Raw genomic sequence first — 26,951 nt, forward strand, 5'->3', positions numbered from 1 at the left:
TCGTCCTCTCCGCCGAACGACAGGACTAGCGCACCGCTCGGGAGCGGCTCGGCCGGAGCGGCGACGGGCTTCTCGGCGGCCGGGGCGGGCTCGGGCTCGGCCGGGGCGGGAGCCTCGGCGTCGCTCTCGGCGTCCACCGATGGGGTCGCCTCGTCAGTGGCCTCGGTCTCGGCGGCCTGGACCTCGGGGGCCTCCTCGGCGGGAGCCTCGGGCTCGGACGCCGACGCGGCTCCGGAGCCGTCTCCGATGCGCACCAGCTCGGCGCCGACCTCGACGGTCTCGTCCTCCTGGACGAGGATCTCCTCGATCACTCCCGCGACGGGCGACGGGATCTCGGTGTCGACCTTGTCGGTCGAGACCTCGAGCAGGGGCTCGTCCACCTCGACGCGGTCCCCGACGTTCTTCAGCCAGCGGGTGACCGTTCCTTCCGTGACACTCTCTCCGAGTGCCGGGAGGCTGACGGATTCGCTCATGAGCCTGTCTCCTTAAGACGCTTGTGTTTCGATGTCCAGCTTACTGATGCGGAAGCGGCGGGTCGCCGCACCGCAGTGGTTCTACAGGGCGTGCAGCGGCTTCCCGGCCAGAGCGAGGTGCGCCTCGCCGAGCGCCTCGTTCTGAGTGGGGTGCGCGTGCACGAGGGGCGCGACGTCCTCGGGGTGCGCCTCCCAGTTCACGATGAGCTGAGCCTCGCCGATCAGCTCGCCGACGCGGGCTCCGACCATGTGCACGCCGACGACGGGGCCGTCGACCAGGCGCACGACCTTCACGGAGCCGGTGGTCCCGATGATCGTGCTCCGGGCGTTGCCGCCGAGGCCGTAGTCGTACACGGCGACGCGCTCGGCGCCGTACTCGGCGATCGCGCGGGCCTCGCCGAGGCCGACGGAGGCCACTTCGGGGTCGCTGTAGGTCACCTTCGGGACGTTGACGTCCCTGACGACCTGCGGCCCCAGACCGGCGATCTCCTCTGCGACGAAGATCCCCTGCTGGAAGCTCCGGTGCGCGAGCTGGAGCCCCGGCACGATGTCGCCCACGGCGTACACGCCGGGGACGGAGGTCTGCAGGCGCTCGTCGGTCAGCACGTAGCCGCGGTCGAGGCGGACCCCGGCCTCCTCGAGGCCGATGCCCGCGGTCACCGGGCCGCGGCCGACGGCGACCAGCAGGATCTCGCCCTCCACCGTTGCGCCGCTCTCGAGCGACACGGAGACGCCGCCCTCGCTCTGCGAGACCGACGCGACGCGGGATCCCAGCTGGAAGGCGATGCCCCGCTTGCGGAAGGCGCGCTCCAGCTGCTTGCTGACGCTCTCGTCCTCGTTGGGGACGAGGTGGGGGAGGGCCTCGACGATCGTGACCTCGGCGCCGAACGAGCGCCAGACGCTCGCGAACTCGACGCCGATCACTCCGCCGCCCAGGACGACGACGCTCGCGGGCACGTGGTCGAGCTCGAGAGCCTGGTCGCTCGTCAGGATGCGGCCGCCGATCTCGATCCCGGGGAGGGTGCGGGAGGCGGACCCGGTGGCGACGACGACCGACGCGCCGTGGAGCACGTGCTCACCGACCGTCACGGTGCCCGGCGCGGTGAGGCGGCCCTCGCCCGTGACGACCGTGATGCCGCGCGAGGACACGAGGCTCTGGAGCCCCTTGTACTTGCCGGCGACGACGCCCTCGCGGTAGCGCGTGACGCCCGCCATGTCGATCCCGGTGAAGCTCGAGAGCACGCCGTACTTCTCTCCCTCGCGGGCGCCGTCCGCCAGCTCGGCGGCGTGTAGCAGGGCCTTGGTGGGCACGCACCCGCGGTGCAGGCAGGTGCCGCCGAGCTTGTCGCGCTCCACGAGCGCGACGCTCATCCCGAGCTGCGTCGCCCGGAGGGCCGCCGCGTACCCGCCGCTGCCACCTCCGAGCACGACCAGGTCGTAGCGCTCTTCCGACACCCAGTGACTCCCTCGCGACGTGCGGTCCCGCTTCCCGGCCGACCGGCTCCGGCGCTGAGCGCCGAGCGGATTGGGAGGGGGGACGAGGCGGGATCTCCCGCCCCGTCGACCCTACTACGCGCTCGCGAAGCCCTCGGCCAGGGCGATCAGCGCGCGCACCGAGACCCCCGTGGCGCCGGCTCCGGTGAAGCCGTAGCCGCCGCCTCCGTTGCTCGAGGGGCCGGCGATGTCGAGGTGCGCCCACGGGATCGTGGTCGCGTCCTCGCCCTCGCCGCGCTTCCCGACGAACTCGCGGAGGAAGTGGCCGGCGAGGAGCATGCCGCCGGCGGTGTTGCCCGGCTTGACGTTCGCGATGTCGGCGACGTCCGAGTTGAGCAGCGGTCGCAGCTCCGCGGGGAGGGGCATCTGCCAGAAGGGCTCTCCCGCCGCGCGGGCGGCGTCGAGGACGCGGGAGACCAGCTCGTCGTCGCCCAGAGCGCCGACGGTCCGGTTGCCGAGGGCGACCACGGAGGCGCCGGTCAGCGTCGCGACGTCGATGATCGCATCGGGCTGCTCCTCGCTGGCGGCGACGAGGCCGTCGGCGAGCACCAGTCGGCCCTCGGCGTCGGTGTTCAGCACCTCCACCGTGGTCCCGCCGCGCACGGTCAGCACGTCGTCCGGGCGGATCGCGGTCCCGGAGGGGAGGTTCTCGGCGATGCAGAGCCAGGCGGTCGCGCGGAGCGGGAGGCCGAGCTCCGCGATGGCGCGCACGACGGCGTACACGGTCGCCGCGCCCGCCATGTCGGTCTTCATCCCGATCATCGAGGCCGGCGGCTTGAGCGAGAGTCCGCCGCTGTCGAAGGTGATGCCCTTGCCGACCAGGGCGAGGTGGGTGCTCGCGCCCTCGGGCGCGTAGGCGACCTTCACGAGGCGGGGCGGGCGGGAGGAGCCGCTGCCGACTCCGAGGATGCCGCCGAACCCCTCCTCCGCGAGGGCCTCCTCGTCCCAGACGGTGACCTCGAGGGGCAGTCCCTCTGCGCCGGTCTGCACGGCCTCGGCCAGCGTCTGCGGGTAGAGGTGCGACGGGGGAGTGTTGACGAGGTCCTTCACCGTGCCGACCGCGCGGCCGAGCACGAGCGCCCGGTCCAGGACGGCGGGGTCGGCCGACTCGCCGGCGCCCAGCAGGACGACGTGCTCGACGGGCGCCTTCGCCGCGGCGGCGGTGCTGCCGCGGAAGGCGGTGAAGGAGTAGGAGCCGAGCGCGGCGCCCTCGGCGACCGCGGCGAGCGTGCCGTCGGAGCCGGCGGGGAGGGAGAGGGCCACGGAGGCGGACCCCGCGAGCAGGCGGACGGCGGCGCCCGCGGCGTTCCGCAGCGCGGTGTCGTCGGGCTCCGCCGAGCCGAGGCCGACGAGGACGATCACTCCGGCACGGACCGAGGACGGCACGCGCACGAGCGTCTCGGCGGCGCCGGTCGCGCCGAGCGCGCTCAGCGCGGGGGCCAGCTCCTCGAAGCCCTCCGCGCCGACGAGCCGGGGACCGTCGGGTCCCGGGGCGACGCCGAGGACGAGGGCGTCGGTGTCGATGTCGGAGGCGGGAACGGTCGAGTACTCGAGAGAGGAGAGGGGCATGGCGGCAATGCTAGGCGCTGTTCGCTGAGGGCTCAGCGGACCCGGACGGGGCGCCGGGACCCCCGTTTAGACTGGACGCATGCTGGATCCGGAAGACCTGTTCGAGATCGAGGGCGACCTCTCCGAGATCCCGCGCGGGCTGCACCTCGTCGCGGGCCTGACCGGCTCGGCCGACGCCGGGGGAGCGGTGGGGCAGCTGGGGGAGTACCTCTTCGAGACCCTCGAGCACCGCGGGGTCGCGGTCTTCGACCAGGATCAGCTGCTCGACTACCGGGCCCGCCGCCCCATCATCACGTTCGACCAGGACCACCTGACGGACTACCGTCCTGCGATGCTCCGGCTCTCGCTCGCGCACGACGAGCTGCACCAGCCGTTCCTCCTGCTCACCGGCTTCGAGCCCGACTTCCAGTGGGAGCGGTTCACCCGCGCGGTGGTCTCCCTCCTCGAGCGGCTCGACGTCGCCTCGACCACGTGGGTCCAGGCGATCCCGATGCCCGTGCCGCACACCCGGCCCGTCGGCGTCACCGTGAGCGGCAACCGCGAGGACCTGATCGAGGCGATGTCGGTCTGGAAGCCGCACACGCAGGTGCCCTCGAACGTCCTCCACCTGCTCGAGCTGCGCCTATACGAGCGCGGTCTGACCGTGGTCGGCTTCGCGCTGCTCATCCCCCACTACCTGTCGGACACCGAGTACCCGCAGGCGGCGGTCGCGGCGCTCGAGAGCATCTCGGCGTCGACCGGCCTCATCTTCCCGACGGACCGCCTGCGCGAGAGCGGGCGGGAGTTCCTCGGCAAGGTCGACGAGCAGGTCGGCGGCAACGACGAGCTGCAGAAGCTGGTCTCGGCCCTCGAGGCGCGGCACGACACCTACATGGAGGGGACGAGCCTCCGCTCGCCGCTCACCGACGAGGACGGCTTCGTGCCCAGCGCCGACGCGATCGCCGCCGAGCTCGAGAAGTTCCTCGCGATCCGCCGCCCGGGCGAGGAGCCCACCGCCTCCTGAGCGGCCGTAGGATCGGACGAGTGCGTGATCGTCGAGCCTGGTTCGTCTTCGGTGCCGGAGCGTTCGCCTACCTCGTCGCGGTCCTGGACCGCACGACGCTGGGCGTCGCAGGAGTGGACGCCGCGGAGCGGTTCGGGGTGGCCGCCGCCGTCCTCTCGTCGCTCGCCGTCGTCCAGCTGATCGTCTACGCCGGGATGCAGATCCCGGTCGGGATCCTCATCGACCGGTTCGGCCCGCGGACCCTGATCCTCTGGGGCACGGCCCTGATGATGGCGGGCCAGGTCGTGGTCGCGATCGCGCCGGGCATCGGCGTCGCGATCGTCGGGCGGATCCTGCTAGGAGCCGGGGACGCCGCGATCTTCACCTCCGTGATCCGCCTCACGGTGACCTGGTTCAGCGGACCGATCGTGCCGCAGCTCTCGCAGTGGATCGGCAACATCGGCCAGGTGGGCCAGATCCTCTCCGCACTCCCGTTCGCGGCGGTCCTCCACACGTTCGGCTGGGAGCCCGCGTTCCTCAGTGCCGCCGGCCTCGGGGCCGTGTCCTTCCTCGGCGTGCTCCTCCTGGTCGCCGACGTCCCGCCGCGCACCGAGCCGATCACGGTGGTGCCTCCGACGCTCCGGGCGACGATCGCGCAGCTCGGAGTGAGCCTGCGCCGGCCGGGGACGCAGCTCGGCTTCTGGTCGCACTTCGTCACGCAGTCCTCCGGCACGGTGTTCACGCTGCTCTGGGGCTACCCCTTCCTCGTCTACGCGATCGGCCTGCCGCCGACCGTCGCCGCGCCGACCCTCACGATCGTCGTGATCGCGGGGATCGTCGTCGGGCCGGTGCTCGGCGTCCTGACCGCCCGCCACCCCATGCGCCGCAGCAACCTCGTGCTCGGGATCGTCTCGGCGATGGCGGTCGCCTGGACCGTCGTGCTGCTCTGGCCCGGCGTCCCGCCGTACTGGCTCGTGGTGCTGCTCCTGATCGTCGTCGGAGCGGGCGGCCCCGGCTCCATGATCGGGTTCGACTTCGCCCGCACGTTCAACCCCTCGCGGAGCCTCGGCGCGGCGAACGGAGTCGTCAACGTGGGCGGGTTCCTGGCCAGCTTCACGATGATGTTCGCGATCGGCCTGATCCTCGACGCACTGGCCGGTCCCGGCGCCTCCTCGGAGCAGACCTACTCGCTCGAGCACTTCCGCCTTGCGTGGTGCGTGCAGTACGTGGTGGTCGGCGCCGGAGTCGTCGGACTCGTCGTCGCGCGCCGCCGGACCCGCCGCCGCCTGGCCGAGGACGAGGGAATAACCGTGGCCCCTCTCTGGGTTGCACTGAGTGACCGGATGCGCCGCGGCCGCGCGGGGCGCTGACGGTCGTCCCCGTCGATCCGCCCTTCTGCAGACGCGATGTCCCAGCGGAACGGCCTGGATCCCGCCGGATCGAGCCCCACTCGCACCGCACCGCACGGCTGCACTACTCAGACGTGCAATAATTGTCAATAGGACCCGTTCGGGTCGAGGAGCACCAGGCCCACGTCGGGCGTGCGACGTCCTCGACTTGACATGGGTCCTCGTAATGCCCACCGACGGACGACGCCCTCCCGCGCCGCCCGCCCCCGGGACGCAACGGATGGAGAGGTGCCGCCATGGCCACCAGAGCTACCAAGACCGCAACGCTCGACGCCGTCGACGACGACGTGACGACGACCACCAAGAAGCCCGCGACGCGCAAGCCCGCGGCGAAGACCACGGCGGCCAAGACCACCGCGGCCAAGACGACCCGCTCGCGCGCCACGACCAAGGCCGCCGCTCCCGCCGACACCGAGGAGGAGTCGACCGACGCCGTCGAGCCCGACGAGGGAGCGGAGGAGGAGGAGACCGAGGTCGTCGCCGAGGACACCGAGACCGACACGAAGGACGACGCGGAGACGCCGGAGGCCCCGGCCGCCGCCGCCGTCGCCGCTCCGGCCGAGCCGCTCCCGAGCGGTGCGCTAGTCCTGTCGTTCGGCGGAGAGGACGACGAGGTCCCGGTCTACTCGACCGCGATCACCGGTGCCACCGCCGACCCGGTCAAGGACTACCTGAAGCAGATCGGCAAGGTCGCGCTACTGAACGCGGCCGAGGAGGTCGAACTCGCGATGCGCATCGAGGCCGGCCTGTTCGCCGAGGACAAGCTCGCCAACTCGACCGACCTCAGCCCGGAGCTCGTCCGCGAGTTGCGCTGGGTCGCGAAGGACGGCCAGCGCGCGAAGAGCCACCTGCTCGGAGCGAACCTCCGGCTCGTCGTCAGCCTCGCGAAGCGCTACACCGGTCGCGGGATGCAGTTCCTCGACCTCATCCAGGAGGGCAACCTGGGCCTCATCCGTGCGGTCGAGAAGTTCGACTACACCAAGGGCTTCAAGTTCTCGACCTACGCCACGTGGTGGATCCGCCAGGCGATCACCCGCGCGATGGCCGACCAGGCCCGCACCATCCGCATCCCGGTGCACATGGTCGAGGTCATCAACAAGCTGGCCCGCGTGCAGCGCCAGATGCTCCAGGACCTGGGCCGCGAGCCCACGCCCGAGGAGCTCTCGCGCGAGCTCGACATGACCCCCGAGAAGGTCATCGAGGTGCAGAAGTACGGGCGCGAGCCGATCTCGCTGCACACGCCCCTGGGCGAGGACGGCGACAGCGAGTTCGGCGACCTCATCGAGGACACCGAGGCGGTCGTCCCGGCCGACGCCGTGGGCTTCACCATGCTGCAGAAGCAGCTGGAGTCGCTGCTCGACTCGCTCTCGGAGCGCGAGGCCGGCGTGATCCGCATGCGCTTCGGCCTCGGCGACGGCATGCCGAAGACGCTCGACCAGATCGGCGACACCTTCGGCGTGACGCGCGAGCGCATCCGCCAGATCGAGTCCAAGACGATGGCCAAGCTCCGCCACCCGTCCCGCTCGCAGTCGCTCCGCGACTACCTCGAGTAGGCCGGTGATCCGCTACGCGCCGGCGGTCCTCCTCGGGAGGGCCGCCCGGTTCGCCGCGCGGGTCCGGAAGCCCGGCGGGGGATCCGCCGTGCCCGGACTCGTGGTGAACCGCGTCGCGCCCGGATTCCTGCCCGCGATGCTCGACGGCTTCCGGGACGGCCTCGTGGTCGTCACGGGATCGGCGGGCAAGTCGACCACGACCAAGATGCTGGTCGCGGTGCTCCGCGCGCACGGGCTCCGGGTCTTCACCAACCCCTCGACGGCCAACATCGCCCAGGGGCTGACCTCCGCGCTCCTGGAGAGGGCGGACCTCCGCGGGCGGATCGACGCGGACATCGCCGTCCTCGAGATGGACGAGGGTCACGGCGCGCGCCTCGCGCCCCGGATGCGCCCCCGCGTCGTCCTGCTGACGAACGTGGTGGTCGACCAGATCGACCGCTTCTTCGATCCGGCCATGGTCGCCCGGATGCTCGGCACCATCGCCTCCCGCGCGACCGGTCCCGTCGTGCTGAACGCCGACGATCGCCACGTCGCCGATGTCGCGACCTCCCTCCCCGACGAGCGGATCCGCTGGTACGGCGTCTCCTCCTCCGTCCGCGACTCCGCGTCCGGCGGTCTCGGCTACGCCGCGGAGGCGGAGGCCGGGACCGACCGTGCCACCACCGTCGTCGAGAGCACGACGGGAGCGGCCGCGCGCATCGTCAGCGACGGCGACCCGCTCGAGGTCCGGCTCCCCGCACGGGGCGTCCACTACGCGGTCGACGCCGCGGCGGCCGTCTCCACGGCCCGCGCCGTGCTCGCCGAGCGCTTCGACCCGGCCCTCGCCGCCTCCGCGCTCTCGAGCATCGACCCCGTCTTCGGGCGGGGCGAGATCGTCACCGTGCGCGGCCACGAGGTCGAGTTCGTCCTGGTCCAGAACCCGGCGAGCTACCGCCTGAACATCGCGGAGATCCCCGGGGGGACCGAGCAGATCATGCTCGCGATCGGCTCCGACGTCCGAGACCCCTCCTACTTCTGGCCCGTGGACACCTCCGTGCTCGGGCACGTCCGGGTCGTCTCGGGGTCGAAGGCGCACGAGGCGGCGCTGCACCTGCGCTACGACGGCGTGCGCGTCGACTCCGTCGACGAGGACCTGGGTCGCGCGCTCGACGCGTTCCTCGCTCTGCCGACCCCCGCCTCCGGCCGGAAGACCATCGTCTTCTCGGCGGATTCGATGCGCCGCACCCGTGCGCACCTGCAGCTCGTCACCAACCGCGAGGAGACCGCGTGACCACCCTCCGCATCGCCGTGCTCGCTCCCGACGTCCTGGACAGCAACGGCGACGCGGCGAACGCCCGGGTCCTCGCGGCTCGGGCGCGCTGGTCGGGCGTCGAGGCGGAGGTGGTGCCGCTGGTGACCGCCTCCGACGCCGAGGTCCGTCCGGACGTCCTGGTCGCCGGGACGGGAGCGGACGAGGACCTCCCGGGCGTCCTGGCACTCCTCCACGAGATCGCGCCGACGCTGCGGGCCTGGGTCGACCAGGGCACCCAGGTGGTCGCGGTCGGAGCCGGCTGGGAGATGCTGGCCGGTTCGATCAGCACGGCCGCGGGCGGCGCCCGGGGGATCGGGCTGTTCCCCGGAGACTCGGTCACGGGCGAGCGGGCGACCGACGACCTCCTCGTCGAGACGCCGGGCGGCGTCCTCGTCGGATTCGAGAACCACGAGCGCCGGATGACCGGGATCGCACCCGAGGACGCGCTCGGCCGAGTGCTGCACGGCACCGGCGACGGCGCCGGCCACGAGGGCTACGCGGAGGGAGGCCTTCTGGGCACGCACCTGCACGGCCCCGTCCTCGCGAAGAACCCCTCGCTCGCGGACGCGATCCTGCGGCGCGCCCTCGGCGACGCCTACTCCCCGTCGGACGAGCGTCTCCGCCTGGTCGATGAAACGGCACGAGCCGCTCGCGATGTGATCGCGAAGCGGCTCGGTGTCGGTCGGTAGGGCGCTGACGCGCCGTCCGGGCTGATCGGGGACGCGCTAGGGGCGCTGCTCCTCGAAGAGTCGGGCGGACTCGTCGTGCCAGCTCTGGGCGATGCTGGAGAGCTTCTCCTGGTACTTCTTCCCGTGGTGCGCGCAGAACAGCAGTTCTCCGTTGTTCACGACCACTCGGATGTACGCCTGCGCACCGCAGCTGTCGCAGCGGTCGGCGGCGGAGAGCTGGTGGGCACCGGCGAGCTCGTCCACGCCGTTCTGGGTTGCTGTGGTCGACATGACTTGGCCTCCTGCACTCGTTCTTCGATCTCTGCTTAGTGGAACCCATCCAAGCACGCGATTCTTTCCGCACGGAGTCGATCGGTCGGCATTTCGCTCTGCGCGTAGGGGCCCTGCGCCGAGCGGCCATCGTGCTGTCGCCGGGTGCCGCGCCACCGCGGCCGGAGCGGTTCCCGAAAGTAGACTGGGCGGATGGCCTCCACCGACTACAACGCCCGCCACCTCTCCGTCCTCGAGGGTCTCGAGGCGGTCCGGAAGCGGCCCGGCATGTACATCGGATCGACCGACTCGCGCGGCCTCATGCACTGCCTCTGGGAGGTCATCGACAACTCCGTCGACGAGGCGCTGGCCGGGCACGGGACCGAGATCAGCGTGCTCCTGCACGCCGACGGCAGCGTCGAGGTGCGCGACCGCGCGCGCGGGATCCCGGTCGACATCGAGCCGAAGACGGGGCTCTCCGGAGTCGAGGTCGTGTTCACGAAGCTGCACGCGGGCGGCAAGTTCGGCTCGGGGTCCTACGCGGCGTCCGGCGGTCTGCACGGCGTCGGCGCCTCCGTGGTCAACGCGCTCTCGGAGCGCCTGGACGTCGAGGTCGACCGCAACGGCCGCACCTACCGGATGTCGTTCCACCGGGGGGAGCCCGGGCGCTTCGCCGACGCGGGCGAGCCCACCCCCGACGCTCCGTTCACGCCGTTCGAGAACGGGTCGGAGCTGACGGTCGTCGGGAAGGTCGCCAAGGGCGTCACCGGAACGCGCGTGCGGTACTGGGCCGACCGACAGATCTTCACGAAGGGCGCCTCGTTCCAGACGGACGACCTGGTGACGCGGGCCCGGCAGACCGCGTTCCTCGTCCCCGGCCTGACGATCGACATCGTCGACGACCGGGCGGACGAGCGCCGCGCCGAGATGTTCCGCTACGACGGCGGCATCTCGGAGTTCGTCGAGTTCCTCGCCCCCGACGCCCCCGTGACCGAGGTGCTGCGCCTCACCGGCTCCGGCACCTTCACCGAGACCGTGCCGGTGCTGACCCCCGGCGGCGCCATGGTGCCCACCGAGGTGGAGCGCACCTGCGAGGTCGACATCGCCCTGCGCTGGGGCACCGGCTACGAGACGGTGATGCGCAGCTTCGTGAACATCATCTCGACGCCCAAGGGCGGGACGCACCAGACCGGCTTCGAGCAGGGCCTGCTGAAGCTGCTCCGCTCCCAGGTGGAGGCGAACGCCCGCCGCCTCAAGGTCGGCTCGGACAAGCTCGAGAAGGACGACGTCCTCGCCGGGCTCAGCGCCGTGCTGACCGTGCGGCTCCCGGAGCCGCAGTTCGAAGGCCAGACGAAGGAGGTGCTGGGCACGCCCGCCGTCCGCGCGATCGTCGCCTCCACCATCGCCTCGACGCTGGGCGCGGTGTTCTCCTCGACGCGCCGCGAGGACAAGGCGCAGACCTCCCAGCTCCTCGAGAAGGTCGTCGCCGAGATGAAGTCGCGGATCTCGGCCCGCGCGCACAAGGAGACGCAGCGCCGCAAGAACGCGCTGGAGTCCTCCTCCCTTCCGGCGAAGCTGGTCGACTGCCGCAGCAGCGACGTCGAGAACAGCGAGCTCTTCATCGTCGAGGGCGACTCCGCCCTCGGTACCGCCAAGCTCGCCCGCAACAGCGAGTACCAGGCCCTGCTGCCGATCCGGGGGAAGATCCTCAACACGCAGAAGGCGAGCATCGCCGACATGCTCTCGAACGCCGAGTGCGCCTCGATGATCCAGGTGATCGGAGCCGGCTCCGGCCGCTCCTTCGACCTCTCGGCCGCCCGCTACGGGAAGATCATCCTGATGAGCGACGCCGACGTCGACGGCGCCCACATCCGCACCCTGCTGCTCACGCTCTTCTTCCGCTACATGCGGCCGCTTGTCGAGGCGGGGCGCGTCTTCGCCGCCGTGCCTCCGCTGCACCGGCTCGTGGTGATGAACGCGGGGAAGAAGCCGAACGAGACGATCTACACCTACTCCGAGAAGGAGCTGCAGAGCGTCCTCGCGGCCCTCGGCAAGGCGGGCCGCCGCTACCAGGACCCGATCCAGCGCTACAAGGGGCTCGGCGAGATGGACGCGGACCAGCTGGCCACGACGACCATGGACCGCTCCCGCCGCACCCTCCGCCGGGTGCGGGTCGCCGACGCCGAGAACGCCGGCCGGGTGTTCGAGCTGCTGATGGGCAACGACGTGGCGCCCCGCAAGGAGTTCATCGTCCGCGGGTCCGAGTCGCTGTCGCGGGACCGCATCGACGTCTGAGCCGCGGGGCTCAGAACACCTCGGGCGCCGCTCCGATCGTCGCGATCGGCGCCGCGAGGGCCACGCCGGAGCCGTCGCGCTTCATCCCGGAGTCGGGCAGCGCGGCCACCGAGCCGTCGGCCTCGAGGGCGTGCGCGGGACCGGGGCCGACCCACGCCACCCCGAGGGCGGTCTCTCCCTTGAGGAAGCGCTGCGCGCGGACTCCGCCGGTGGCCCTGCCCTTGGCGGGGAACTCCGAGAACGGCGAGACCTTCGCACTGCCGGTATCGGTCCCCGAGAGGGCCCAGCTGTCGACGGCGACCGTCGCGACGACGGCCTCGTCCCGGTCCTCGGCGGCGACGACGGCGAAGTGCACGACGTCGTCGGTCTCGGCCAGCTTGACCCCGGCCATCCCCGCGGCCGTCCTGCCCTGAGGGCGGACGGCGGACGCGGAGAAGCGCAGCAGCTGGGCCTCGCCGGTGACGAAGACCAGCTCGTCCTCCTCCGCAGACGGAGCCGCGCCCACGACGGCGTCCTTCGGCTTCAGGGCGATGAGCTCGATGTCCGGGCGGTTGGGCAGCTCGCCCGGCGCGACGCGCTTGACGACGCCCTGCTGGGTGCCGAGCGCGATCGGCCGCTCGTCGTCGAGGGCGACGAGCGCGAGCACCCGCTCGTCCTTCGCCAGGTGCGGGAGGTAGTCGCTCATGCGCACGCCCGCGCCCAGCTGCACCGAGGAGGAGGGGACGGCGGGCACGTCGACCGGCGAGAAGCGGAGGAGCCGACCGGCGCTGGTGACCGCGCCGATCTCCGTCCGACTGGTCGTGTCGAGCACGCTGAGGACGGCGTCGTGCTTCGAGCGGCGCGTGGCGCGCTCGGGGTGGGGAGCGGCCTCGGGGTCGCGGTCGACCCGCACCATGCGGCCGGTGGTGCTCAGCAGCACCCGGCAGGGCACGTCCGCGATCTCGAGCACCGCGGCGGCCTTCCGCCCGGTGGTGGCGACGGAGGGACGCGCCTCGGTGAGCAGGGTGCGCCGCGGGGTCCCGAGGCGCTGGGCGACCTCGTCGAGCTCGTCCGAGACCAGCTCGTCGATCCGTGATCGGCTGGCGAGGAGGGCCTCGAGCTCGGCGATCTCGGCGAGGAGGGTGTCGCGCTCGGTCTCGAGCTCGATGCGCGAGAACTTCGTGAGGCGGCGGAGCTGGAGCTCGAGGATGTAGTCGGCCTGCAGGGTGCTGAGGTCGAAGACCTCGATCAGCCGGGCCCGCGCCGCCGCGGTGTCGTCGCTCCCGCGGATCAGCTGGATGACCTCGTCGATGTCGAGGATCGCGATGAGCAGGCCCTCGACCAGGTGCAGCCGCTCCTGGCGCTTGCGCAGTCGGTAGCGGGTCCGCCGGGTGACGACCTGCACCCGGTGGCCGATGTAGACCTGCAGCAGCTCCTTCAGGCCGAGGGTGCGCGGGCCGCCGTCGACCAGCGCGACGTTGTTGATCGAGAACGCGTCCTCGAGGGGCGTGTAGCGGTAGAGCTGCTCGAGGACGGCCTCCGGGCTGAAGCCGGTCTTGATTCCGATGACGAGCCGGAGGCCGTTGTCCCGGTCCGTCAGGTCGGTGACGTCCGAGATGCCGCTGAGCTTCTTGTTCTGGACGCCGTCCTTGATCTTGTCGATGACCTTCTCGGCGCCGACGAGGTAGGGCAGCTCGGTGACGACCAGGCCGGACTTGCGCGCGGTGATGCTCTCGACCGAGACGCGCGCGCGGGTCTTGAAGCCGCCCCGGCCGGTCGCGTAGGCGTCGCGCACGCCGGCGAGGCCGACGATCGTGCCACCGCTCGGGAAGTCCGGTCCCGGGACGAACGACATCAGGTCGTCCAGGGACGCGTCGGGATGGGCGATCAGGTGCCGGGCCGCCCCGATCACCTCCACGAGGTTGTGGGGCGCCATGTTCGTCGCCATGCCGACGGCGATGCCGCTGGCCCCGTTGACCAGCAGGTTCGGGAACGCGGAGGGGAGGACCTCGGGCTGGTCGTGCGAGTTGTCGTAGTTCGGGACGAAGTCGACGACGTCCTCGCCGAGGTGCTCGGTCATGGCCGTGGCGGCCGGGGCGAGGCGGGCCTCGGTGTAGCGGGCCGCGGCCGGGCCGTCGTCGAGGGAGCCGAAGTTGCCGTGCCCGTCGACGAGGGCGACCCTCATCGTGAACGGCTGGGCGAGGCGGACGAGGGAGTCGTAGATCGAGGCGTCGCCGTGCGGGTGCAGCTTGCCCATCACCTCGCCGACCACGCGGGCCGACTTCACGTGGCCGTGATCGGGCCGCAGCCCCATCTCGCTCATCATGTAGAGGATCCGGCGCTGCACCGGCTTGAGGCCGTCGCGGGCGTCGGGCAGGGCCCGCGAGTAGATGACCGAGTACGCGTACTCGAGGAAGGACCCCTCCATCTCGGCCGAGACATCGACGTCCTCGATGCGCTCGGTGAGCGAGGATCCGGAGGAGGGGGCTGCAGCGTTCATGACTCGATTCGATGGCGGGCGCGGGGCGGCGGCGGGGGACTGCACCGCCCTGCGGCGCTCGACGGGACGGGCGGAGCGGAGACGGCGCCTCGCGGACGGGACCGGCCCTCCCGTTCACGCGGACGCTCCGCCGCACCGGCCCGGCGGGGACGGCGGCGCTGTGCGAAACTGGGCGCGATGACCCACATGCTACCGCCAGCCCCCGACGGGCGGCGGAGCCTCGCCGACGTCCTGCCGGGCGCCCTCGACGCGCTCCTGGGCCGCCCCGGCCTCTTCGGCTCGCCCCGCGTCGAGCGGATCGTGGTCGTCCTCGTCGACGGCCTGGGTGCCGCGAACCTCCGCCAGCGCGGGGGCCACTCGCGCACGCTCGCTCCGGCCCTCAACCGCGGCACCACGCTCGTCTCGGGCTTCCCGACGACCACCGCGGCGGCCCTGGCGAGCCTGACGACGGGCCTGCGCCCGGGCGGGCACGGGATGGTCGGCTACCGCGTGCTCGACCGCGCCTCCGACCGCCTGGTCAACCAGCTCTCCGGCTGGGACGAGGGCATGGTGCCCGAGACGTGGCAGCCCCACCCCACGGTCTTCGAGCAGGCCTCGGCCGCCGGTGTCCGGGCCGGAGTGATCGGCCCCGCGCGGTACGCCCGCTCCGGTCTCACGCGGGCGATCCTGCGCGGCGCCGAGTACCACTCCGCCGGCGGCGTCGCCGAGCGCTTCACGGCGGCGCGCGCCCTGCTCGACGAGGGCGGCCGGCAGCTCGTGTACCTCTACGTCCCCGAGCTCGACCAGGCGGCGCATGCGCGCGGCTGGGAGTCGCCGGAGTGGACGGCAGCGCTCGAGCTCCTGGACGGGGAGGTCGGCGGAGCGATCCGCGGGCTCTCCGCCCGGGAGAGCGTGCTGGTCACCGCCGACCACGGCATCGTGGACGTTCCGGCGTCCTCGCACGTGCTCGTCGAGCGGGGACCGCTGCTCGATGGCGTCCGGCACCTCGGAGGAGAGCCCCGCTGCCTGCAGCTGCACCTCGAGCCGGGTGTGGACCCCGACGAGGTGGCGCGGCGCTGGATCGAGGCGGAGGGCGCACGCGCCTGGATCGCGACGCGCGACGAGGTCGCCGTGAGCGGCTGGTTCGGCGAGGTCTCTCCGGCGGCGGCCGAGCGGATGGGCGACGTGTTCGTCGCGGCGCGGAGGACCATCGCCTACTACGCGGCGGACTACTCCTCCGGCCGCTCCATGATCGGGCAGCACGGGTCGCTCACGCCGGAGGAGACGCAGGTGCCGCTCCTCCGCTTCGGCGCGCTGGCCTGAGCCGGGCCGAGGGGACGGGGGCACCGTCCACCCCGGCGGAGCCGCGCCGGCGGAGGGTCAGTCGTCGCTGCGCGCTCCGAAGACGATCTCGTCCCAGCTCGGCATGGACGCCCGTCCCCTGCGGAGGCTCCCGCGCACGCCCGACGGCTGCTCGGGGACCGGGGGAGCGGTGCGCGGCGGCTCCGGTGCCTTCTCGACGGGAGGAGCGGCCTCGGCCTCGGGCTCCGGCTCCTCGCGGACGCGGAGGCTCGAGGCGTGATCGCGCTCGCCCCGGCGGCGCCGCAGGGCGTCGAGCAGGTCGGCGGTGTCGTTGAGGTTGCGCTCGCGCTGCTCCGTCGTGCTGGTGACGGGGCGGGGGAGCGTCGAGATCGGGCGCGGGGTCTCGGAGAGGGCCGGCTGCGGCTCCGTGTCGGAGGGGCGGACGGCGGCCGGCCGGGCGTGCGGCATCGCGGCGGGGCGGCCGGCGGTGGGGTGGTCGGCCCGGGCGGAGCGGCTCGGCGCCTCCGCGGACTCCGTGTCGAAGCGCGTGGCGAGCTCGTCGACGGCGGCGGGGATGACGGCGCGCAGGCGCGGGATGAGGGTCGGCCGGATCTCGCCCTGCTGCGAGAGCGTGATCGCCTCGGAGGTCAGCGGCGACAGCAGCGCCTTCCGCGGGTCGAAGCGCCAGCGGGCGTCGTGGTCGATCTCGTCCGAGCGGAAGAGGAGCTTGACGACCCAGCCCTCCTCCTCCTTCCAGCTCGACCACTGCTCGCCCTCGGCGCCGAGCGACGCGAGGCGGTCGCGGATGACATCGCCGAAGGGCGTGCCCTCCTCGAGGGGATCGGGGTCGGTGGTCGTGTAGACGCGCACGGCGAGAGCGGACGCGACGATGTGCTCGCGCTCGGCCGTGACGGGTCCCTCGAAGCGCTGGACGTAGCCCAGGTCGGCGCCCGTGAGCTCGGCGACCTCCTCGGCGGAGAGCCCGGAGCGGATGTGGGCCTGGATCTCGCGGGGGGAGACGCGCTTCTCGCGCGGCGGAAGGGTGTGGACCCGCGGCCGCAGCTGGCTCTGCAGCGTCTCGTCGATGCGGACCGAGAAGCGCTCGCCGCCCTCGGACACGAGGACGAGCGATCCGCCCTCGACGCCGATCACCTTCAGTTCCATCATCGTGGGGACCCTCCTTCTGGACGCGGACCGGGCAAGGATGCCACGCGCCCGGGCGATCGGCCGGGAATACCCCGGGCGGGTCGAAAGTTGGTGCGGAAGGAGGCGGGGCGAGCGGGTGTCAAGAGCCGTTCGAGGTGGTTTGCGAATCGATGCGTCGTGATGCACACTGACCCCGCCGATTTGTTGAACAGCAGAAATAAGAAGTGGATGGGAATGGCTACGGACTACGACGCCCCCCGCAAGACCGATGACGACTCCGAGTCGATCGAGGCCCTGAAGGAGCGAGTCCCCGACAAGATGTCCGGAGTCGTCGACGTCGATGACGCCGACAACCCGGGCGGATTCGAACTGCCCGGTGCCGATCTGTCCGACCTCGATCTGGACGTCGTGGTCCTTCCGCCCCAGGCGGACGAGTTCACGTGCGTGAGCTGCTTCCTCGTGAAGCACCGCTCGCAGATCGACCACGAGGAGAAGCTCGGACCGATCTGCCTGGAGTGCGCTGCTTAAGCGCCTCCCGGCTCCGAAGGACGACCGCTCCGTCGCCGTGATCCCCGGATCGCGGCGACGATGTCGTCCGGGCGGCGGGTGGAGACCAGCCAGTACGGCGTCGGGTCGGCCGGATCCTCGATCGGGACCCGCACCACCTCCTTCACCCAGCCGCGGATGACCAGGTACGCCCGCGCGTCCAGGCGCGTCCCGCGCTCGGCGAACGCCTGGTCCCCCGAGTAGGAGGACGGCTCGCCCACGAGGTCCAGCGGGATATGTGCGCGGCCGGCGCGCAGCTCCCCCTCCGCCACCTCGATCACGGGGGAGAGCGCCAGCAGCGACAGCACGCAGCCCGCGTACAGCACGACCGCGACGATCACCCCCACCGCGAGGTCGATGGGCGCGAACACCAGGATGCTGGCGGGGATCACGAGGGCGGTGGCGACGAAGAGCCAGGGCGCGGGCCACAGCCTCTCTCGGTAGGACGGCATGACCCTATTGGATCAGACGTTTGGTCTACCCTCGTCACGTGCCTGCAACCGTCGACGTCCCGATCACCGCGGACCGGCTCCCCTCCTACGCCCGTCCGGGCGACGCGGGAGCCGATCTCCACTCGACGGAGGACATGGTGCTCGCCCCCGGTGAGCGCGCCTCCGTCGGCACCGGGGTGGCCGTCGCCCTCCCGGAGGGCCACGCCGGCTTCGTCGTCCCCCGCAGCGGGCTGGCCTTCAGGCACGGCATCACCGTCGTCAACGCCCCCGGAACGATCGACGCGGGCTACCGCGGCGAGATCCGGGTGGCGCTGCTGAACACCGACAGCCGCGAGACGTACCGCGTCTCGGCGGGGGACCGGATCGCGCAGCTCGTGATCGTCCCCGTCGTCCAGGCGAGGTTCACGACCGTCGACGAGCTTCCCGAGTCGGTCCGCGGCACGGGCGGCTTCGGATCCACCGGGTACGCCGCCGGCGCCCAGGAGACCAGAATCCACGAGGAGAGCGCATGAGCGACATCCAGCCCACGGCCGGCGAGGCCGCCGAGCCCGTCCAGCAGGACTTCGAGAAGTCGGCGCCGGAGGACCGCGCGGAGGCCGGGCCCCTGGACGAGCGCGAGGCCAACCCGGTCCGCCCCTACATCGACCTCGGCGGGGTGAAGGTGCTTCCCCGCGAGGGCATGCACATCCGCCTCGAGGTCGAGGAGGGGACCAAGCGCGTCATCGCCGTCGGCCTCGACTACGCAGGGTCGACGCTGCAGGTGCAGCCCTTCTCCGCGCCGCGCTCCTCGGGCCTCTGGCACGAGATCCGCGGCCAGATCGCCGAGCAGATCGGCCGTCAGGGCGGATCGACGACGGAGCGCGACGGCGTCTTCGGTCCGGAGCTCGTCGCCGAGCTCCCGATCGCCGGCGGCCAGACCCGCGTCGCCCGGTTCGTCGGCGTCGACGGTCCGCGCTGGTTCCTCCGCGGCGTGATCGCCGGAGCCGGAGCCGTCGACGAGCAGGCGGCCGCCTCAGTCGAGGAGCTCTTCCGCAGCATCGTCGTGGTCCGCGGCAGCGGCCCGATGCCTCCGCGCGACCTGATCCCGCTGAAGGTGCCGACCGGCAGCCAGACCCAGCAGAGCGCGAGCTGACCGGCATGGAGCCGGTGCGGCCCGAGGACCCGGCCCGATCGGAGGAGCCGGTCCGGCCCGAGGTGGGCGACGCGATCGCGCAGGCCGCCCGCCGCTCGGGACTCGGCGCGGTCGCCGACGGCGAGCCGTTCGACGGGAAGGCGCTGCTGCGCACCATGGGCGGCGTCCGGGGGATCCTCGAGGCCGTCGTGCCCGGCATCGCCTTCGTCCTGCTCTACACGGTCACCTCGGAGCTGGTGCTCTCGCTGGTCGCATCCGTCGGGCTCGCCGTGGCGTTCACGGTGGCGCGGGTGCTCGGCCGGACGCCGGTGATCCAGGCCGTCGGCGGGCTGCTCGCCGTGGTGGTCTCGGCCGCACTGGCGCTGTTCACCGGGCGGGGCGTCGACAACTTCGCCCTGGGGCTGCTCACCAACCTCGTCTACGGGCTCGTCTTCCTCCTCTCCGTCCTCGTGCGCTGGCCCCTGATCGGCGTCGCCGCCGGCTTCCTGATGGGGGACGGCACCTCCTGGCGGTCCGATCGGCGCAAGCGCCGCCTCTTCGGCGCCCTGACCCTCGCGTGGGCGGGGCTCTTCCTCCTGCGCCTGGCCGTGCAGTACCCGCTGTTCCTCGCCGAGGACACCACGGCGCTGGGCATCTGGAAGCTGGCGCTGGGCCTGCCCCTGTACGCGCCGCTGCTGGTGCTCACCGTGCTCGCCGTCCGGGCCGAGTACCGCGGAGCCGACGAGCGCGCCGATGCGGGCGATGCTCCGGATCGTGCATAGAATTGTCTCGACGTCGAGATAAATAGCGCTCGCCTCCCCGCACCGTCGCGGCGAGGTCGACCGGGCGCCTCGGCGTCGAGGAGTTAGGTCCTCCTTGGTGGCAGGCCGCTGTGCGCGGTCGTCAAGATGAGGACGGAGAGCGGCTCCGCCCGTCGGCGGACGCTGCAGTCAGCGAAGGAGAGGGCGACGTGTCCGCGGTAGACAGCTTTGGATCGAAAGACACCCTGAAGGTCGGCTCGACCGACTACGAGGTGTTCCGCATCGACCGGGTCCCCGGTCACGAGAAGCTCCCGTTCAGCCTCAAGGTGCTGCTCGAGAACCTCCTCCGCACGGAGGACGGCGCGAACATCACCGCCGACCACATCCGCGCCCTCGGCGAGTGGGTCCCGGAGTCGGAGCCCGACACCGAGATCCAGTTCACGCCGGCCCGCGTGGTCATGCAGGACTTCACCGGCGTGCCCTGCATCGTCGACCTCGCCACGATGCGCGAGGCCGTCGCTGCCCTGGGCGGCGACGCGAACCGGATCAACCCGCTCGCGCCCGCCGAGATGGTGATCGACCACTCCGTCATCGCCGACCTCTTCGGCACCGAGGACGCGCTCGAGCGCAACGTCGAGCTCGAGTACGAGCGCAACGGCGAGCGGTACCAGTTCCTCCGCTGGGGCCAGACCGCCTTCGACGACTTCAAGGTCGTACCGCCCGGAACCGGCATCGTGCATCAGGTCAACATCGAGTACCTGGCCCGCGTCACCATGACCCGCGAGGTGGGCGGTGCGCTGCGCGCCTACCCCGACACCTGCGTCGGCACCGACTCGCACACGACGATGGTCAACGGCCTCGGCGTGCTCGGCTGGGGCGTCGGCGGCATCGAGGCCGAGGCCGCGATGCTCGGCCAGCCCGTCTCGATGCTCATCCCGAAGGTCGTCGGCTTCAAGCTCACCGGCTCGATCCCGACCGGCGTGACCGCGACGGACGTCGTGCTCACCATCACGCAGATGCTGCGCAAGCACGGCGTGGTCGGCAAGTTCGTCGAGTTCTACGGGGCCGGCGTCGCCGCGGTGCCGCTCGCGAACCGCGCCACCATCGGCAACATGAGCCCCGAGTTCGGCTCCACCGCAGCGATGTTCCCCATCGATGACGTGACCCTCGACTACCTGCGCCTCACCGGCCGCAGCGACGAGCAGATCGCCCTCGTCGAGCAGTACTCCAAGCTGCAGAAGCTCTGGCACGACCCCGCGGTCGAGCCGGTCTTCAGCGAGTACCTCGAGCTCGACCTCGGCACCGTCGTCCCCTCGATCGCCGGCCCGAAGCGCCCGCAGGACCGGATCGAGCTCTCGTCCGCCAAGACGCAGTTCGAGTCGGATCTCACCAACTACGCGGACGTCTCGCACGACATCGTCGACCTGACCATCGCGGAGTCGTTCCCCGCCTCCGACCCCGGAGAGCTGCAGCCGCAGGACGAGCACAGCAGCCACGAGCACACCCACCGCTCGCACGCGCCGGCGACCGCCTCCAAGCCGACCACGGTCGAGCTCGGTGAGGGCGGGACCTTCACGATCGATCACGGCGCCGTCGCGATCGCGGCGATCACCTCGTGCACCAACACGTCGAACCCGTCCGTCATGCTCGCGGCCGGCCTGCTGGCCCGCAACGCGGCGCAGAAGGGCCTGAAGGCCAAGCCGTGGGTCAAGACCACGCTGGCGCCCGGATCGAAGGTCGTCACCGACTACTACGAGAAGGCCGGCCTGACCGAGTCGCTCGAAGCGCTCGGCTTCTACACGGTCGGCTACGGCTGCACGACCTGCATCGGCAACTCCGGCCCGCTGCTCGAGGAGATCTCGGCCGCGGTGCAGGACAACGACCTCGCCGTGACCGCCGTGCTCTCGGGCAACCGCAACTTCGAGGGCCGCATCAACCCGGACGTGAAGATGAACTACCTGGCGAGCCCCCCGCTCGTCATCGCCTACGCGCTCGCCGGCTCGATGAACTTCGACTTCGAGGTCGACGCGCTCGGCACCGACTCCGACGGCAACGACGTGTTCCTCAAGGACATCTGGCCCGACGCGGCCGAGGTGCAGGCGACGATCGACTCGTCGATCGACAAGTCGATGTTCGACACGCAGTACGCGGGCGTGTTCGACGGTGACGAGCGCTGGCGCGCACTGCAGACCCCCGAGGGCTCGATCTTCGAGTGGGACGAGTCGTCGACCTACGTGCGGAAGCCCCCGTACTTCGACGGCATGACGATGGAGACGACCCCGGTCACCGACATCGCCGGTGCCCGCGTGCTCGCCAAGCTCGGCGACTCCGTCACGACCGACCACATCAGCCCCGCCGGCTCGATCAAGGCCGACAGCCCCGCCGGCCGCTACCTCGACGAGCACGGCATCGACCGCAAGGACTACAACTCCTACGGCTCGCGCCGCGGCAACCACGAGGTGATGATCCGCGGCACGTTCGCGAACATCCGCCTGCGCAACCAGCTGCTCGACGGCGTGGAGGGCGGCTACACCCGCGACTTCACTCAGCCGGACGCCCCGCAGTCGTTCATCTACGACGCGTCGCAGAACTACCAGGCCGAGGGAACCCCGCTCGTCATCCTGGGCGGCAAGGAGTACGGCTCCGGCTCGTCGCGCGACTGGGCGGCCAAGGGCACGAGCCTGCTGGGCGTCAAGGCGGTCATCGTCGAGAGCTTCGAGCGGATCCACCGCTCGAACCTCATCGGCATGGGCGTCGTCCCGCTGCAGTTCCCCGCGGGCGAGAGCTGGGAGTCGCTGGGCCTGGACGGCACCGAGTCGATCAGCATCTCGGGCATCGAGGAGCTGAACGAGGGCGTCACCCCCAAGACGGTCCACGTCGTCGCCGAGCCGACCGAGCACTCGGCCGAGGGCAAGCGGACCGTCGAGTTCGACGCGGTCGTCCGCATCGACACCCCCGGTGAGGCGGACTACTACCGCAACGGCGGCATCCTGCAGTACGTGCTGCGCTCGCTCGTCTAGATCAGCCGCAGAGCGTGTGCGCCTTCCCTGCGGGGGAGGCGCACACGCGTTCCCGGGGGCCCCGTGCGTAGACTCGGGAGACGTCCCCACCTCGCTCACGACCCCGGAAGGCGGCGCGCATGGCTGTTCTCGAGACCATCGGCGGTCCTCGCGATCTCGATCGCCTGACCGCGGCCGAGCTCGAGACGCTGGCGCAGGAGATCCGCGACTTCCTCGTGCGCGAGGTCTCGAAGACCGGCGGCCACCTGGGCCCGAACCTCGGCGTCGTCGAGACGACCATCGCGATCCACCGGGTCTTCGACTCGCCGCACGACGCGATCGTGTTCGACACCGGACACCAGTCCTACGTCCACAAGCTGCTCACCGGTCGCCAGGACTTCTCGAAGCTCCGGCAGCGCGGCGGCCTCGCCGGCTACCCGCAGCGGAGGGAGTCGCCGCACGACATCGTCGAGAGCTCGCACGCCTCCAGCTCGCTGTCCTGGGCGGACGGCATCTCCCGCGCCTTCACGATGACCGGTCAGACCGACCGCCACGTCGTCGCGGTCGTGGGCGACGGCGCCCTCACCGGCGGCATGACCTGGGAGGCGCTGAACAACATCAGCGACGACAACTCCCGCGGGCTCGTCATCGTGGTCAACGACAACGGGCGCTCCTACGCCCCGACCATCGGCGGCATGGCCCGCTTCCTCAACGGCGTCCGCACGCGGCCGACCTACCGCACGATGCACCGCGGCTCCCGGGCCGTCTCAGAGCGGCTGGGCGGCCCCGCCGCCGCCGTCTACCGCGGCATGCGCGGCGGGCTCCACGGCTTCCTCAGCCGCTTCATCAACAACGAGGCGCTCTACTCCAACCTCGACATCAAGTACCTGGGGCCGATCGACGGACACGACCTGACGGCGATGGAGGAGGCCCTCCAGCAGGCGAAGGACTACGGCCAGCCGGTCATCGTCCACGCGATCACCCAGAAGGGCAAGGGCTTCGGTCCGGCCGTGCACGACCTCGCCGACCAGTTCCACGCCGTCGGGCAGATCGACCCCGAGACAGGCGAGCCGCTGAGCGCGGCCGGCGCCCGCTCGTGGACCTCGGTGTTCGCCGAGGAGATCGTCACCCTGGCCGACGAGGACCCGACGATCGTCGGCATCACGGCCGCCATGCTCCGGCCCGTCGGTCTCGACCGCCTCGCGGAGAAGTACCCGGAGCGCGTCTTCGACGTCGGCATCGCGGAGCAGCACGCCGTGACCTCGGCCGCCGGTCTCGCCTTCGGCGGGCTGCATCCGGTCGTCGCGCTGTACGCCACCTTCGTGAACCGCGCCTTCGACCAGGTGCTGATGGACGTCGCACTGCACCGAGCGGGCGTCACCTTCGTGCTGGACCGCGCCGGAGTCACCGGACCCGACGGTCCGAGCCACCACGGCATGTGGGATCTGGCGATCCTGCAGGTCGTCCCGAACATCCGCCTCGCCGCTCCGCGCGACTCCGTGCGCCTGCGCGAGGAGCTGCGCGAGGCCGTCGGCGTCACCGACGCGCCGACCGTGGTGCGCTTCTCGAAGGGGAGCGTCGGTGACGAGATCGACGCCGTCGAGCGTCTCGGCGACGGGGTCGACGTGCTCGCCCGCGCCGAGCGCAAGGACGTGCTGCTGGTCACGGTCGGGCCGATGGCCGCGATGGGTCTCGAGGTCGCCCAGCGGCTCGCGGCCCAGGGCATCGGAGCCACCGTCGTCGACCCCCGCTGGGTCGTGCCCGTTCCCACCAGCATCATCGAGCTCGCCCGCGAGCACCGCATCGTCGTCTCGATCGAGGACGGGGTGCGCGTCGGCGGGATCGGCACGCGCATCCGCCAGGACCTGCGCGAGGCCGGCGTGGACACCGCGGTGACAGAGCTCGGGCTGCCCGACCAGTTCCTCGACCACGCGAAGCGCGAGGAGATCCTCGAGGACGTCGGGCTCACTCCCCAGCACATCGCCCGCGACGTCGTCGCGCAGGTGCTGGGCAGCAAGATCCCGGTCGCCCGTCCGCTCCCGGACGAGGTCGAGGCCCGGGACGACGCCCGCAGCGACTGATCGTCCGTCGGGACCCGTCCCGCAGGCGACGCGCGGAAGGGGCGCCGGATCCGATCCGGCGCCCCTTCCGCGTCACTGCACTCCGCGTCAGTCGACGCCGCGGATCGCGGGGTGGTGGAACGTGTCCCCGAACGCCCGCTCGCTCGCGCCGACCCGGTCGAGGTAGGGCGTGAGCCCGCCCATCTGGAACGGGTAGCCCGCGCCGAGGATCAGGCAGAGGTCGATGTCCTCGGCGGCGTGCACGACGTCGTCGTCCAGCATCCGCTTGACCTCGTCCGCGAGACCCGTCTCGACGCGCAGCCGCAGCTGCTCGGCCGTCATCGGCTCCGTGCCGCCGGCGACGATCGCGACAGCGCGCTTGTCGACGCCCTTCACACGCCCCTTCGCGTCGCGCTCGAAGACGTGGCCGAGCTCGGCGAGGCGGTGCAGGTTGGGGCTGTCGAAGAAGCGGTCGGGGAACGCGGCGTGATGGGTGTCGAGCACGTGCGCGCCGACCTTGAGGCCCACCAGCTCGAGCAGCTCGAACGGGGTCATCGGCAGGCCGAACGGAGCCAGCGACTGCTCGACGACCTCGAAGGGAGTGCCCGTGTCGACCGCGTGCATCGCCTCGCCCAGGACCTTCGCCAGCACGCGGTTCACCACGAAGCCCGGGGTGTCGCGCGTGATGACGGCGTTCTTCTTGAGCTTCGCGGCCGTGACCATCGCCGTCGAGAGGGTCTCGTCGTCGGTGTGCGGTGTCCGGACCACCTCGATCAGCGGCATGACCGCGACCGGGTTGAAGAAGTGGAAGCCGACGAGGCGCTCCGGGTGCTCCAGCCGCTCGCCGATGCGCTCGACGGAGAGGGACGAGGTGTTGGTCGCGAGCACCGCCGTGGGCGAGACGTAGCGCTCGATGTCGGCGAACACGTCCTGCTTCACCGACAGCTCCTCGAAGACCGCCTCGATCACCCAGTCGGCGTCGGCGAAGTCGGAGCGGTCGGTCGTGCCGGTGATCAGCGCCCGGAGGCGGTTCGCGTCGTCGGGGGAGACGCGCCCCTTCGCCAGCAGCGCATCGATCTCGGCGCGGATGCCCGCGACGCCCTTGTCGACCCGCTCCTGGTCGAGGTCGGTGATGACCACCGGCACCTGGAGGCGGCGGAGGAAGAGCAGCGCGAACTGCGAGGCCATGAGGCCCGCGCCGACGACCCCGACCTTGGTGACGGGCTTGGCCAGCGCCCTGTCGGGCGCTCCCGCAGGACGCTTGGCGCGCTTCTGCACCAGATCGAACGCGTAGATGCTCGCGCGGAACTGGTCGCCCGAGATCAGGTCGGCCAGCGCCTCGTCCTCGGCGGCGAAGCCCTCCTCGCGGGTGGTGTTCTTCGCGGCCTTGAGCAGCTCCAGCGCGCGGTACGGAGACGCTGCGACCGTGCCGATCCGCGACTCCAGCTGCTTGCGAGCGATCGAGATCGCGACGTCCCACTTGACCAGCCGCTCCAGCTTGCCGGGTGCGTTCGGCCGCTCCACCTTCACGGAGCCGCCGATCACGCCGTCGGCCCAGCGGAGCGAGTTCTCGAGGAAGGCGGCGGGCGGGAAGATCGCGTCGGCGATGCCGAGGTCGAACACCTCCTGGCCCTTGAGCGTGCGGTTGTTCTTGAGCGGGTTCTCGACCACGACCTTGAGGGCGTTCTCGATGCCGATCAGGTTCGGCAGGAGCCACGCGCCGCCCCAGCCGGGGATGATGCCGAGGAAGACCTCGGGGAGCCCGAGCGCGGGGATGGAGGAGTCGACCGTGCGGTAGTCGGCATTCAGGCCGATCTCGGTGCCGCCGCCCAGGGCGAGGCCGTTGATGAAGGCGAAGGACGGCACGCCCAGCTCGGCCAGCATCCCCAGCGTGCGGTGGCCCAGGCGCGCCAGCTGGCGGCCGAGCTCACGGCTCGGGATGGCCCCGACCTTGCTGAGGTCGGCTCCCGCGGCGAGGATGAACGGTTTGCCGGTGATGCCGACCGCCTGGATCTCGCCGCGCGAGGCGCGCTCCTTCTGCGCCAGGAGGACGTCCGCCAGCTCGAAGAGCGACGCCGGCCCGAAGGTGTTGGGGCGGGTGTGGTCGCGGTC

General features: G+C 71.7%; 21 protein-coding genes. 13 read left to right on the forward strand and 8 right to left on the reverse strand.

Annotated elements, in window-relative coordinates; translation table 11 throughout:
* The 3 genes from C5D04_RS13500 to C5D04_RS13510 form a co-directional block, all read right to left on the reverse strand.
* On the reverse strand, positions 1–473 hold a 473-nt coding region (locus C5D04_RS13500; RefSeq protein ID WP_308471770.1), incomplete at its 3' end, for a biotin/lipoyl-containing protein.
* Between the two features lie 81 nt (positions 474–554).
* Positions 555–1,928 (reverse strand): dihydrolipoyl dehydrogenase, encoded by a 1,374-nt coding sequence (lpdA, locus tag C5D04_RS13505; RefSeq protein ID WP_104345201.1) that lies wholly within the window; start codon positions 1,926–1,928, stop codon positions 555–557.
* A 114-nt stretch (positions 1,929–2,042) separates the two neighbouring features.
* Positions 2,043–3,536, reverse strand: coding sequence for a leucyl aminopeptidase (locus tag C5D04_RS13510; RefSeq protein WP_104347845.1), 1,494 nt, complete (start codon positions 3,534–3,536; stop codon positions 2,043–2,045).
* 79 nt (positions 3,537–3,615) lie between these two features.
* Between C5D04_RS13510 and C5D04_RS13515 the strand changes: the two genes are divergently transcribed.
* The 5 genes from C5D04_RS13515 (at position 3,616) to C5D04_RS13535 (ending at position 9,460) form a co-directional block, all read left to right on the forward strand.
* Positions 3,616–4,539 carry a proteasome assembly chaperone family protein gene (locus tag C5D04_RS13515; RefSeq protein ID WP_104225227.1) on the forward strand — a complete coding sequence of 308 codons (924 nt, stop codon included), beginning with the start codon at positions 3,616–3,618 and terminating at the stop codon, positions 4,537–4,539.
* Positions 4,540–4,559: 20 nt separating this feature from the next.
* Entirely contained in the window at positions 4,560–5,888 is a 1,329-nt protein-coding gene (locus C5D04_RS13520) for a nitrate/nitrite transporter (protein WP_104347846.1), read from the forward strand.
* 275 nt (positions 5,889–6,163) lie between these two features.
* Entirely contained in the window at positions 6,164–7,480 is a 1,317-nt protein-coding gene (locus C5D04_RS13525) for an RNA polymerase sigma factor (RefSeq protein ID WP_104347847.1), read from the forward strand.
* A gap of 4 nt (positions 7,481–7,484) precedes the next feature.
* On the forward strand, positions 7,485–8,750 hold the full coding sequence (locus C5D04_RS13530; RefSeq protein WP_104347848.1) for a Mur ligase family protein: 1,266 nt from the start codon (positions 7,485–7,487) through the stop codon (positions 8,748–8,750).
* On the forward strand, positions 8,747–9,460 hold the full coding sequence (locus C5D04_RS13535; protein ID WP_181137717.1) for a type 1 glutamine amidotransferase: 714 nt from the start codon (positions 8,747–8,749) through the stop codon (positions 9,458–9,460). The genes C5D04_RS13530 and C5D04_RS13535 overlap by 4 nt, the downstream gene beginning before the upstream one ends.
* 36 nt (positions 9,461–9,496) lie before the next feature.
* Here the strand turns inward: C5D04_RS13535 and C5D04_RS13540 are convergent, their stop codons facing one another.
* On the reverse strand, positions 9,497–9,730 hold the full coding sequence (locus tag C5D04_RS13540; RefSeq protein WP_068212876.1) for a hypothetical protein: 234 nt from the start codon (positions 9,728–9,730) through the stop codon (positions 9,497–9,499).
* Positions 9,731–9,922: 192 nt separating this feature from the next.
* Between C5D04_RS13540 and C5D04_RS13545 the strand changes: the two genes are divergently transcribed.
* Complete coding sequence (locus tag C5D04_RS13545; protein WP_104225230.1) at positions 9,923–12,004, forward strand: type IIA DNA topoisomerase subunit B; 2,082 nt, start codon at positions 9,923–9,925, stop codon at positions 12,002–12,004.
* A 10-nt stretch (positions 12,005–12,014) separates the two neighbouring features.
* On the opposite strand, the gene C5D04_RS13550 is transcribed toward C5D04_RS13545, so the two are convergent.
* Positions 12,015–14,483, reverse strand: a complete 2,469-nt coding sequence (locus C5D04_RS13550; protein ID WP_104347850.1) for a DNA topoisomerase (ATP-hydrolyzing) subunit A — start codon at positions 14,481–14,483, stop codon at positions 12,015–12,017.
* 177 nt (positions 14,484–14,660) lie between these two features.
* On the opposite strand from C5D04_RS13550, the gene C5D04_RS13555 reads away from it, so the two are divergent.
* Positions 14,661–15,785 carry an alkaline phosphatase family protein gene (locus C5D04_RS13555; RefSeq protein WP_258068918.1) on the forward strand — a complete coding sequence of 375 codons (1,125 nt, stop codon included), beginning with the start codon at positions 14,661–14,663 and terminating at the stop codon, positions 15,783–15,785.
* A gap of 57 nt (positions 15,786–15,842) precedes the next feature.
* Here the strand turns inward: C5D04_RS13555 and sepH are convergent, their stop codons facing one another.
* Positions 15,843–16,931: a septation protein SepH gene (gene sepH, locus C5D04_RS13560; protein ID WP_104232567.1), complete on the reverse strand. Its 1,089-nt coding sequence runs from the start codon at positions 16,929–16,931 to the stop codon at positions 15,843–15,845.
* Positions 16,932–17,144: 213 nt separating this feature from the next.
* Here sepH and C5D04_RS13565 point away from each other — a divergent pair, with 213 nt between their 5' ends.
* Complete coding sequence (locus C5D04_RS13565; protein WP_055792269.1) at positions 17,145–17,438, forward strand: DUF4193 domain-containing protein; 294 nt, start codon at positions 17,145–17,147, stop codon at positions 17,436–17,438.
* Here C5D04_RS13565 and C5D04_RS13570 read toward each other — a convergent pair.
* The gene (locus C5D04_RS13570) at positions 17,435–17,908 is read right to left on the reverse strand and encodes a DUF3093 domain-containing protein (protein ID WP_104232568.1); all 474 of its coding nucleotides are present in this window, start codon (positions 17,906–17,908) and stop codon (positions 17,435–17,437) included. The genes C5D04_RS13565 and C5D04_RS13570 overlap by 4 nt on opposite strands.
* A gap of 38 nt (positions 17,909–17,946) precedes the next feature.
* On the opposite strand from C5D04_RS13570, the gene dut reads away from it, so the two are divergent.
* The 5 genes from dut to dxs all read left to right on the forward strand — a co-directional run bounded on the left by dut (position 17,947) and on the right by dxs (position 24,860).
* Positions 17,947–18,420: a dUTP diphosphatase gene (gene dut / locus C5D04_RS13575; RefSeq protein WP_104347852.1), complete on the forward strand. Its 474-nt coding sequence runs from the start codon at positions 17,947–17,949 to the stop codon at positions 18,418–18,420.
* Positions 18,417–19,040, forward strand: a complete 624-nt coding sequence (locus tag C5D04_RS13580; protein WP_104248032.1) for a DUF3710 domain-containing protein — start codon at positions 18,417–18,419, stop codon at positions 19,038–19,040. Before dut ends, C5D04_RS13580 begins: the two co-directional genes overlap by 4 nt.
* Positions 19,041–19,045: 5 nt before the next feature.
* A complete protein-coding gene (locus C5D04_RS13585) occupies positions 19,046–19,801 on the forward strand; it encodes a DUF3159 domain-containing protein (RefSeq protein ID WP_104262906.1) in 756 nt (251 codons plus the stop codon).
* Between the two features lie 188 nt (positions 19,802–19,989).
* A complete protein-coding gene (gene acnA, locus C5D04_RS13590) occupies positions 19,990–22,800 on the forward strand; it encodes an aconitate hydratase AcnA (RefSeq protein WP_104222099.1) in 2,811 nt (936 codons plus the stop codon).
* Between the two features lie 119 nt (positions 22,801–22,919).
* Positions 22,920–24,860, forward strand: a complete 1,941-nt coding sequence (gene dxs, locus C5D04_RS13595) for a 1-deoxy-D-xylulose-5-phosphate synthase (protein WP_104347853.1) — start codon at positions 22,920–22,922, stop codon at positions 24,858–24,860.
* Positions 24,861–24,947: 87 nt separating this feature from the next.
* Here the strand turns inward: dxs and C5D04_RS13600 are convergent.
* Positions 24,948–26,951, reverse strand: a 2,004-nt coding sequence (locus C5D04_RS13600; RefSeq protein ID WP_104347854.1) for a 3-hydroxyacyl-CoA dehydrogenase NAD-binding domain-containing protein, incomplete at its 5' end; no start/stop codon positions are given.

Origin of the sequence: Rathayibacter sp. AY1D2 (assembly GCF_002932695.1) — a bacterium.
In the GTDB taxonomy this organism is placed as follows: Bacteria; Actinomycetota; Actinomycetes; order Actinomycetales; family Microbacteriaceae; genus Rathayibacter.